The sequence below is a fragment of the Chrysiogenia bacterium genome (genome assembly GCA_020434085.1).
In the GTDB taxonomy this organism is placed as follows: Bacteria; JAGRBM01; JAGRBM01; order JAGRBM01; family JAGRBM01; genus JAGRBM01.
Genome location: JAGRBM010000247.1, coordinates 1 through 9,465 on the forward strand (window position 1 = coordinate 1; position 9,465 = coordinate 9,465).

Here is a 9,465-nt window from a genome sequence, read left to right on the forward strand (position 1 = left end):
CTCTCGTCGGCCGAAATCGAACGAGTAGCCAAAATCGAGGCGGTTTCCTGCAAAAACAAGATATGGGATGCTGCCCCTTCGCGAGAAAATGGGATAGAGCAGCTCAAGTTCAAAGCAGCCCGAGAAGGTGCTACCGCGATTGGAAATGTGAGCTGTTCTCCCGACGCATCATCGCTTGGAAAGAATTGCTGGTCCGCCATCATCTGTTCAGCGATCGCCTACAAGGAAAGCGCACCTGCCAAAACTGTCGCTTATCGCGAATCTGTCCCTTCCACGACTGAGGCTGTCGGAGTGGCTGCACCATCTTTCTCGGCTCGCGGCGAAATAGACGGCGCCCTGGCAGAAGGGTTGTCTGCTGTTTTCGAAACCACGCTCGCAGAAAACCCATGTATACGCATCGTTGCCGAGGACATGATACAGCAGCTTGCGGCGCAAATGGGGCTTGAACAAGCCTGCGGAACCGAGCAATGCCAAATTGACATCGCCAAATATGCTCAAGCTAGCTTTCTCACACGTGGCATTATCGCGAGTGTCGGAAATGAATATCTGCTCAGCGCCACACTTATAGACCTTTCTAACCAACGCACAGTAGCCACAGAGAAACGATTGGTTTCTAGAGATGCGCTAATTGCTGAAACAGAGATCGCAGCCAGTGCAATTTCGGCTTCGCTGAAGTGCCCAAACTAGGCCCCCCAAAAACAAAACGGCCGCCCATCGGGCGGCCGTTTCTTTGACTTCCTCTTCCCGGAGGTCGTCGTCGTAGCTGCGGTTTACTGCGCCTTGAGGCCCGTGAGTTCGCGGGCGACGATGCGGCGCTGGATCTGGCCGGTGCCTTCGAAGATGTCGAAGATCTTGATGTCGCGGAACATCTTCTCGAGCAGGAACTCGCGCGAGAGGGCTTCGGGACCGCAGATGTCGACGGCCTCACTGCAGGCCTGGTAGCCGGCCTGGGCGCCGTAGGCCTTGCTCATCGAGGCTTCCTTCACGTTGCCGAGCTTGCGGTCGGCCATCCACGCGGCCTTCCACACGAGGTAGCGGGCGGCATCGAGGCGCGCCTTCACCGCCGCCAGGCGGTGACGCACGATGGGGTCCTCGTAGAGGTACTTGCCGCCGCGCTTGTGGTTCTGGCACCACTCGACAGCAAAGTCGTAGGCGCTACGGCCGATGCCGACGCCCATGCTTCCCACCATCGGGCGGGTGGAGTCGAACATCGCCTTGGCGCCCGAGAATCCGGCGGCGGCCTTCTTCTCGGCGGCGGCTTCGAGGCTGTCGCCCATCATCATGTCCTTGTGGACGCGGCAGTCCTCCATGTAGACCTCGGCGGTCTCGGAGGCGCGGATGCCCAGCTTGTCTTCCTTCTTGCCGGGAATCAGGCCGGGCGTGCCGCGGGTGATGATGAAGCTGCGGTAGGCTTCGCGGCCAAGGCTCGGATCAAGGGTGGCCCAGATGACGAACACGTTGGCGCTGTACCCGTTGGTGATGAAGCGCTTGGTGCCGTTGAGCACGTAGTAGTCGCCGTCCTTGACCGCGGTGGTCTTGATGCTGGAGATGTCGGAGCCGGCGTTGGGCTCGGTGATGCCCATGGCGGCTACCTGCGGGTGGCCCTCTTCGGTCTCGCCGTCCATGGCGTCGAAGAAGACCTTCTTCTGCTCGGGGGTTCCCATCTGGGAGACCGGCGTGGCGGCAAGGCCCGAACCGGCCAGTGCCAGCGCGATGCCCGCGCAGCCCCAGGCCAGCTCTTCGCCGCCCACGACGCTCATCAGGTTCTGGTTGGCGGCCAGCGGGTTCTTGGGCTTGTCGCCGCCTTCCTTCTTCTCACCGGTGTCGACCGAGCCGAGACCTCCGCCCTTGCCCATGGAGCCGGACATGCTCATGCCCATCTTCGCGGCCTGTTTCATCACCGGCCAGGGCATCTGCTGAAGTTCGTCGTACTTGCGGGAATTGGGGCGCATCTGGAACTTCGCAAATGCGTTGATGGCGCCCTGGACTCCCTTGAGCATCGGATCGAGTTCAAAATCCATTGCTGTTTCTCCTTCTCGAGAGTGCCCGCGATGATCGGGCCTCGTGCATTACTTCTTTTTCTTCGGCTCGATCTCGGCGGCGGCGGCCTGGAGCGACTCGCTCAGCCCGCCCGCAAGCAGGGAGAGCACGCGCACATCGCGCATCCACTTCTCCACCGGATACTCGCGGGTGAAGCCGTAACCACCGTGCACCTGCACGCCGCGCTCGGTCACCGTGTGGGTGACTTCGCAGGTGTGGGCGTGGGCGCTGGCGGCCTGGATCGTGATGGACTTGCCCTTCTCGGCGCGCGAAGCAACCGCCAGCACGTGCTGCCAGGCGGCCTCGAGCGTCATGGCCATCTCGGCCATCATGAAGGCAAGGCCCTGCTTCTGGCCGACGGGCTCGCCGAACTGCACGCGGGTCTTGGAGAATTCCACGGACTCGTTGAGCGCGGCGCGGGCGGCGCCGATCATGGCGGCGCTCACGGTCAGGCGCGCGTGGTCGAGGATCTGCTGCGCGGCAGCGGCCTGTTTCTCGGCGTCGTCTTCGCCAAGGAGCTTGCCCTCGGCACCATTGAAGACCACGTGGCCCATGTCGGCGGCGCGAAGGCCGGTCCACTTGGCTTCCTTCACTTCGACGCCGGCCGCTTCCTTGTCCACCCACAGCACGCGGGGGCCGTCGGAGGCCTTTGCGATCACCACGAAGCCGCCGGAACGGCTGGCGTTGACCACCGGGCCCTTGGTGCCCGTGACCTTCCAGCTCTCACCGCTGCCTTCGCAGGTGGTTTCCATGAGTTCGAAGTTCGCGCCGGCGTCACCTTCGGTGAGCGCGAGCGCGGCCCATGCGGGCGACTCGCCGCAGAAGGGCTCAAGCAGCGGGGCTGCCTGCTCTTCGGTGGCGATGGAAATGAGCGCCGGTCCGGTCAGTCCCAGTCCCGGCAGCGAAAGCGCCAGCGCGGGGCAGCCGTAGGAAAGTTCCTCGGTGCGCACCACGTGCTGGACGTCCTGGGGGTTGCCCTCCCAGGCTCCGCCGCGCGATTCGGGAATGGACATGATGGCCAGTGCGAGGTCCGTCTGTCCTTTGGCCAGTACCTCTTCGGGGGCTGCCTCGTTCGTGTCAGCAGCTTCAGCAATCGTCCGCAGTTCTTCGCGGGCGAACTTGCTCATGAGGTCCTGGACCATCTTTTCGTCTTCGGAATATCCGAGGTCCGGCATGCGCCTGTCTCCTTCCTGCTCTCTCTCAGCAGAGTGAGAGGGTCCTGATGTTGGTTCTTCTGTCCGGACTGAATGGGCGTTCATTCAGTCATGCGGCGGTTTTGTAAAACAGATTTATGCGACGTGTCAACGCCTCCCCCAAGTATACTGGAAACTGCTGGAATCATTGGACTATTATCGGGGCAGTCCCGTTCACCGGGACCCGCGGGAAGGCCCCTGTCTGGTCGCGCGACCAGTGGTTTTCCGTGGCGGTCGCTATACTGCGCCGCAAGCAGAGGAATATGCCGGGCGAGCTCGCACAATCATTCACCGCTGCACTGCTGCAGTTCGACGTCGCACTGGGCAGGCCCGAGGAAAATCTCGCGCGCGCGGTTGCGCTGCTCGAGCAACTTCCCGTTGCCGGGGACGCGCCCACGCTGGCCGTGCTGCCCGAAGTCTTCACGACAAATTTTACTTTCCATGGCGCCGAAGAATTCGCGGCGCATTCGGGTAGAGCACTGGAGAAGCTCGCCGCGCTCGCGCGCGAGCGGGAGATTGCCATCGCCGGCTCCATCATCGAGGCCGGTCGCGAGGCCGGACGCTATGCCAACCGGGCTTTCTTTATCGATGAGCGCGGCGAGCGGCTCTGCCACTACGCCAAGCGGCACCTCATCACCATCGGTCACGAGCACCTCTTCTATGAAGAGGGCGACGATGCCGAGGCGCGGATCTTCGAGTGGCACGCGATACCCATGGCCATGGCGATCTGCTACGACCTGCGCTTTCCCGAGTGGCTCGGGCGCCTGGCCTTTGCCGGGGCGCGGGTCTTCGTGGTTCCCGCCCAGTGGCCGCGCGAGCGGCTGGCCCACTGGCGCACCCTGCTCCAGGCCCGCGCCATCGAGAATCAGGCCTTCTTTCTGGGCTGCAACCGCACCGGCGTGATGGAGAACACGGTTTTTGCCGGCGGATCTGCGATCATCGACCCCTGGGGCGAGATCGTGGCCACCGACGCCGAGGGTGCCACCGAGATCGTCCGGGGACGCGTCGAGCCGGCGCTGTCCGATGAAGTTCGAAGCCGCCTGCCCGCTTTCAATGAGCGGCAGGCGCAGGAAAGCAAGTAATTGCGCAAGACCGTACGATATCTGCTCTGGCTGACGGGCCTGTTTCTGCTGCTGCTGGTGGGCAGTCTGCTCATTCTGCCCAAGGTCCTCGACTTCAGCCCGGAGATTCCGATGCTCGAGGCGCGGCTCACCGACCTGACCGGTCGGCGGGTCACCATCGAGCGCCTCTCCCTGGATCTCACCCACGGCGTAGGCCTTCGCGCCGGCGAGGTTTCCATCCGCAGCGCTTCGGGCGATCTGGAATTCGCCCACCTGCATGCCGCCACCTTTGTGGTTCGCATTCTTCCCTACGTCCTTGATGACAAGATCGAGATTGCGGGCGTGCTGCTCGACGAACCCATCGTGCGCCTTCGTCGCTCCGGGAGCGCGAGCAACATCGATGACCTGATCGCGCGCTTTTCCCCCGCACCGGCGCCCGCCGCCGAGGGGGAAGAAGCTCCCGCCGCGGCGCCCGTTCCCCTCTCCGAGCAGATCCAGAAGGCCCTGCAAGCCGCGCCCATCGAGTTTCTGGAAATCGATCACGGTCGCATCACCTATGTGAGCAAACCCGCCGACGGCGAAGAGCCCGAGGCGAGCGCGGCCCTGCCCGTCCTGAGTGCGGGGCCCAACCACAGCGAGATCGCCGACCTCAAGCTGCACATCGGCCCCCTGCGCCCGTTCACTCCCGTGGAGTTCGAGCTCTCAACGGAAATCCGCTCGGGTGGATCACGCCCGGCGCGCATCGATATCGATGGCAACTGGACCTTCCACGAAGAGGACTTCCGCATCGCCGGTTCCCAGCTCAACGCGCGCACCAGCTTTACCGACCTGGACTGGGGCTGGTTCCACAACGTCAAACCCATCGCCGATCTGGGCCTGGAACGCGGCGTCCTGAGCGGGCAGTTCCATCTGACCGGCAACCCGGCCGATCACTTCGTCGTCGACGGAAGGCTCGATGGCGACGGGGTCCGCGGCGACTGGCCCAGCGTGTGGGCCGTCCCCTTCGAACCGCGCAGCCTGCACCTGCCGCTGGAAATCGAGCGCCAGGGCGATCTGCTCGAAATTCGAATTTCCAACGCCGACATCAACGGCATGGATGTTCGCTGGATTCGAATGGGATTCTTCCAGGGCGACTATCCCGAAGGCGAATTCGGCTTCGCGATGGACCTCGATGTGCGCAATGCCGAGTGGGAGAAGGATTTCGAGTTTTACCCCTGGAATGCCGTGGCGCCGAGCGTAAAGGACACGCTTCGCGAGCGCATCGCGCGCACCGGCCGCTGCACGAAGACCAACATCTCTTTTGAAAACCACTTCCACGACGGCGCCATGTGGGCCGTGCCCGGAACCATTCGCATCGTGGGCGCGCTCGAAGACATGAAGATGCGCGTGGGCCTTGGAGACAAGGGCCCCTATCTTTCGAACATGAATCTCACGCTGGTCCATGAAAACGGCGGCCTGTTCTTCCGCAACGGCACCGCGCGGGTCGACGGCACAGTGGACCTTGGCTTCGACGGCGGCTTTGCCAACCTTCGCGAGAACTCCCTGCTGGAACTCGAACTAGATGGCGCGGTGCCCATCGCAGGGCTCGCCACCGTGCTTCCCAAATACGCCTTCCCCGCCTTCGGCCGGCAGCTCGCCCCGCTTCGCAGCGCGCGCGGGCTGGGCACGGCGCGGGCAAAGATGGGTTTTGATTTTGAAACCGGCGACTATTCCTACGAGGGCAAGCTGGATTTCAGCCGCCTGGCCTTCGACCTGCCGGACCTGGGCCTCCAGCTCTCGAGCCTCGAAGGCTCCCTGAACTTCTCCCCCGATCGCGTGGAGACAACCATGATTCGCGGGCGCTCGGGCAAGTCCGAGGTGCGCTTCTCCATTGCCATCGAAGACCCGCAGGGCAAGGCGCCAACCTTTGAAGCCTCCTTCAATGGAGAGGACCTCGATCTCAAACCCATGATGAGCGCGCTGGGCGGCGCCCACGGCTACAGCGCGCAAGGAAAGATCTCCATTCGCGACTTCTTCCTGCGCGCGCCCTCAGGTGAAGATGCCGGGCCGCCCCAGCTCTCGGGCAGCGTCCACCTCAAACAGACCAGCCTCAAGGGTCCTTTCCTGAGCCGGCCCATTGAGGACCTGAACTGCATCTTCCTGCTCTCGCGCGACGGACGAAACGACTTCGGGTGTCAGGCCCTGCTCGGCGCCTCGGACTTCAAGCTCTCGGGTGCGATTACTTCCAGTGAAGCCGGCATTCCCAGCGGACGGCTCGAAGCCGAGTCCCTCTATGTCGATGTCGAAGATCTGAGCAGCAGCCTGAACTGGAGCGAGCTGTTCTCAGGTGCGCAGCTTCTCGAAATCGAACGCGAGCGCCTATCCAAACACCTTGATGTCGACGAAGAAGTCGCCGATGGCGTGCGCGTCGACTCGGTGGAAGTTGCCCCGCCCGAGAAGGGCAATGCGCTGGGCCTCGAACTTCCGCCCTCGCTCTCCCCCACCGCGCTCTATGAAAAAGGAAACTTTGAAATCGCGCTCTCGGCCGCGTCCTTCCATTGGAAGTCCATGCGCGGGCGCGACCTGATCGCCGATGTTGCCGCGCGCAAGGGCGTCGTGAATTTTGGCGAGGTGAGCTACCAGGGTCCCGGCGGGCAGCACCGTTTTGAAAGGGGTTACGTGGCGCAGCGCCTCGAAGGCGGGTTCCGCATCGCCATGGAACCGCGCCTCGAAGGGCTCGACGCCGGACCGTTTCTGACCTGGCTGGGCCTGAGCAAGGGAACTGTGGAGGGCACGCTCGATTCAACCGGTGCGCTCACCTGCGAGGGCTCCACCCCCGACCAGTGCCTCTCGACGCTGAGCGGGCCGCTACGCATCCGCGCCTCGAAGGGGCGCGTTGCCAACGTGAAGAACCTCAAGGTGCTTGCGCAGATTCTAACCCTGCTCCACTGGAAGGGGCTCGATAGTTACGAGGACGGCATCCCCTACAACCAGATCGCAGGGGATTTTGTGCTCAATCACGGCGTGGCCCATACCGACGGCCTGATCTTCGAGTCCCCGAAATTCGACATCAGCAGCAGCGGCGATATCGACTTCAACAGTCAACGCGTGAAGATGCTGGCGCGGGTGAAAATCAGCGAGCCGCTCGACTTCGCCATCAACCAGATTCCCGTCGTCAATCGCCTTGCCGGCAACCTGGCCATACCCATTCCCATTCGCGGCACCTGGCGCGAACTGGACGTTCGTCTCGAAGAGTAGATCTTATTCGGAAGTGGCCGGAGTCTCTGCCTGCGGCGGGGAAACCTGCGCCGGGTCCTCGGCAGGCGCATCGTCGAAGGTCGGCGGTGCCATCGAAGCATCATCGCTCTCTGGCTGCCCAGTCTCTTCGGGCGTCGCTTCAGGAGCCGCCACCCGCGCGAGTTCATCGCGCACCAAGTCGAGGTCCCGCTCCACGCGGGCGCGGTCGCTGAAGGCCTCGAAACGAACCAGCAAATTAGAGAGCGTCTTTTCAACCGCTTCGAGCGCCTTGCGCCGGGCAGCCGGATCTTCTTCGGCCAGCGCACGCTCGAACAGCAACGCCGCCTGCTCGCGCTGGGAGCGCGCCATCTGATCGACCACCGAGGAAATCTTCAGCAGCGCCGCATCCTTGCGCGGGGAATCGACGAGCGAGCGATAGAGCGCCAGTGCGTCTTCATAGCGACCCTCGGCCTCGGCCTGCTCGGCGCCGCTCCACTTGTCGGCGATGCGCTGATCGCGGTCGCGCAGCTCGCCGGCCTTGCGATCGATTTCGGCGTCGCGAAACTCTTCAATCGCGCGGGCAATGAGCGCTTGTTCGTAATCGCCCGGTGAAATCTCGGCCAGCTTGTGCAGGCTCTTCTCCACCGCTTCGAGCGAGAGTCCCAGATCGAACTGGTTCCACAAGGAGTTGATCTCCAGCGTGGCGCGCTGCTCGCTGCGGCGGATGATCGCGTCACTGAGCGTCTTGGCTTCACGCGAGAGTTCGGTGCCGCGGTATTCTTTTTCGACAATCTGCGCGAGCTTGTAGGCGCGCACAAAGTCAGTACCATCGCGCAGAATGGACTCGGCCTCCACCAGCTTGGCAAGCATCTCGCGGGCCTGCTCGCTCTGGCGCTCGCGAAGACGGCGGAGCAGTTCCTCGGCATCTCGTACCAGATCCGCGGTCACGTCGTATTCCTCGATCACTTGAGAGAGAGAATTCTGCGCCTCGTCGTAGCGCTCGGCGGCCAGGAGCCACTGGCCGCGCGCCAGCCAGAGCTGTCCGCGCGAGGGTCGGTCTTCCAGCGGCTGCACATGCGCGCCGATGCGATCGGCGGCTTCGGAGAAACGATTGGCCGCCGCCAGTCGCTTGGCCAGCGCCCACGTGGCGTCCATCGAGAGCGGCGCCCAGTCTGCGTCCTGAATCTCCACCAACACCAGGTCGAGCGCGGCATCGTCACCCCGGCGCGCGGCGTCGAGAATGCGATCCTCAAACGCGGGCTTGGCCTGGGGGGAGACGGATGTCTCGGGCGCGAGGGTCTCTTCGGTATCGACAATGTCCGCGATGGCATCGCGCTCGGAACTGCCCCTTAGCGCTTCGCGCGCCCGGGCGGCCGAGAGCGCGCCTGCCTCTCGCAGCGTCTCGCGCAGGGCATCGGCCTTCTCCGGGGCGACCTTAATTCGCTGGCCCTCCAGCGCTTCCCAGCGCCGTGCCGATTCGATGAGGGTTTCGAGTTCGGCGATTTCTTCGGGGCCCGCCCCCTCGGCGCGGCGCTTCTCCAACTGCGCTTCGAGCAGAGCCGGATCGGCCGGACGTTCCTCGATGAGAACTTCGGCCTGGGGCGGTCCGGCCGGGGCCCCCGCTCCGCCACCCGTAACCTGCGCGCAGGCGCCAAGAGATGCACCCAGCGCCGCTGCCATGCCCAGATGCCAAAATACTTTGCGCGTCGATATTTTCATTGCAAAACGGAGTCTAGCCGCCCCGAGCCGGCGTTGCGAGCCGAGACGCCCGGGTCAGGCCCCCCGCCGGAAAAGCACTTGAGAGAGTCTTGCCAGCCGGGGCCGGCCAGTGTAGATTCCGCCTTCCCGTGGGCGCATAACTCAGCGGGAGAGTGCCACCTTCACACGGTGGAAGTCGCAGGTTCGATCCCTGCTGCGCCCACCAGCCTTCGCTCCCTTCGGGAGCTGCGGCTGGC

6 protein-coding genes and 1 tRNA gene are annotated in these 9,465 nt (G+C 63.7%); 4 read left to right on the top strand and 3 right to left on the bottom strand.

Going from position 1 to position 9,465, the window contains the following annotated elements; translation table 11 throughout:
• Positions 1-687: hypothetical protein (locus KDH09_08180; protein MCB0219655.1), on the top strand; the 687-nt coding region annotated here is incomplete at its 5' end.
• A gap of 83 nt (positions 688-770) precedes the next feature.
• Here the strand turns inward: KDH09_08180 and KDH09_08185 are convergent.
• Both KDH09_08185 and KDH09_08190 read right to left on the bottom strand, forming a co-directional pair.
• On the bottom strand, positions 771-2,021 hold the full coding sequence (locus KDH09_08185; GenBank protein ID MCB0219656.1) for an acyl-CoA dehydrogenase family protein: 1,251 nt from the start codon (positions 2,019-2,021) through the stop codon (positions 771-773).
• 48 nt (positions 2,022-2,069) lie between these two features.
• Positions 2,070-3,215 (bottom strand): acyl-CoA/acyl-ACP dehydrogenase, encoded by a 1,146-nt coding sequence (locus KDH09_08190; GenBank protein ID MCB0219657.1) that lies wholly within the window; start codon positions 3,213-3,215, stop codon positions 2,070-2,072.
• Positions 3,216-3,496: 281 nt separating this feature from the next.
• Between KDH09_08190 and KDH09_08195 the strand changes: the two genes are divergently transcribed.
• Complete coding sequence (locus KDH09_08195) at positions 3,497-4,315, top strand: carbon-nitrogen family hydrolase (protein ID MCB0219658.1); 819 nt, start codon at positions 3,497-3,499, stop codon at positions 4,313-4,315.
• Positions 4,316-7,531, top strand: a complete 3,216-nt coding sequence (locus KDH09_08200; GenBank protein MCB0219659.1) for an AsmA family protein — start codon at positions 4,316-4,318, stop codon at positions 7,529-7,531.
• A 3-nt stretch (positions 7,532-7,534) separates the two neighbouring features.
• Here KDH09_08200 and KDH09_08205 read toward each other — a convergent pair whose 3' ends face one another.
• Positions 7,535-9,190, bottom strand: coding sequence for a hypothetical protein (locus tag KDH09_08205; protein MCB0219660.1), 1,656 nt, complete (start codon positions 9,188-9,190; stop codon positions 7,535-7,537).
• Positions 9,191-9,359: 169 nt separating this feature from the next.
• Here KDH09_08205 and KDH09_08210 point away from each other — a divergent pair.
• Positions 9,360-9,434 (top strand) — tRNA-Val (locus tag KDH09_08210).
• Positions 9,435-9,465 lie beyond the last annotated feature (31 nt).